Origin of the sequence: Mesorhizobium sp. M4A.F.Ca.ET.020.02.1.1, assembly GCF_004022645.1 — a bacterium.
Classification (GTDB): Bacteria; Pseudomonadota; Alphaproteobacteria; order Rhizobiales; family Rhizobiaceae; genus Mesorhizobium.
In genome coordinates, this window is sequence record NZ_RZOI01001200.1 from 1 (window position 1) to 979 (window position 979).

At 67.7% G+C, this 979-nt stretch carries 2 pseudogenes; both read right to left on the reverse strand.

The window, feature by feature from the left end:
• Positions 1-357, reverse strand: a pseudogene (locus EN742_RS36040) (serine/threonine protein phosphatase); the annotation flags it as partial.
• 37 nt (positions 358-394) lie between these two features.
• Positions 395-958 (reverse strand): annotated as a pseudogene (locus tag EN742_RS36045) (class I SAM-dependent methyltransferase family protein); the annotation flags it as partial.
• Positions 959-979: the final 21 nt, after the last annotated feature.

Here is a 979-nt window from a genome sequence, read left to right on the forward strand (position 1 = left end):
CCCCGATGGCTCCGGCCGCACGAAGGTCGCCCGGAGCGGGAACAGGATGAAGCAGGTCACCGCGATTGCCTGCGCGGTCAGATAGCGGCCGGCGAGGCGGTCGACGCCGCGCCTGGTGTCGTTGAGAAGCAGCGACAGGCCGTAGAACAGGTTGATCGACCAGTAGGGCACGATCGTCCACGCCATGAACGGGATGTCGCGCTCCCACGCAAAGACAATGCTGCCGACATCGTCGCGTCGCGAGGCCAGCCAGTTGGCGAAGCCATAGGTCGAGTAGAACAGCGGCGCGAGCAGCGCCAGCCACAGCGCCGCGCGTAGCAGGATGGCGCCGAATCTATCCTTCGACGGCTCGGCGATGGCGGCTGGGGCAGGGTCGGCGGCGGGCACGGCTTCCTCAGACGCGCCGCGCGACCGAGACGGTGAAGATGCCCCACTGGTCGATGCGCTGGTCGATTTTCTCGAAACCGGCGGCCTTCACCAACTGGTCCATCTCGCCCTGCGTGCGCCGCCGCATCACCCAGGCCTGGCCGCCGCGATGCGAGGTCAGGCTACGCGCGATCATCTCCAGCTGCGGATGCCAGGGCTGGTTGGTGTAGATGATCAGGGCACCGGGCTGCATGGCGCTGGCGAGTCCGCTGAGCGAGCGGGAAATCAGCGCATTGTCGGCGAAGAGCTCGTAGAGGCCGGAAACGATGGCGAGGTCCGGCGCCGGCTTCAGCGCGGCGAGCATTCCGGCATCGAAGGCGTCGGCCTGGCGGAAGGTGACGCTGGTCGGCAGGTGCCGCTCGGCGATCAGCCTGGTGCCGAGCCCGACATTGAGCTCGGAATAGTCCTGCAGCCTGACGCTGGCCGGGGGCGTCGGGCATTTGGCAACGGCATCGAGCACGTAGCGGCCATGGCCGGCGGCGATGTCGACGATGTGCACGGGCCGGCCGGCGGACTTAAGCTGCTCCCTGGCGTTGCCGGTCAGTTCTTACAG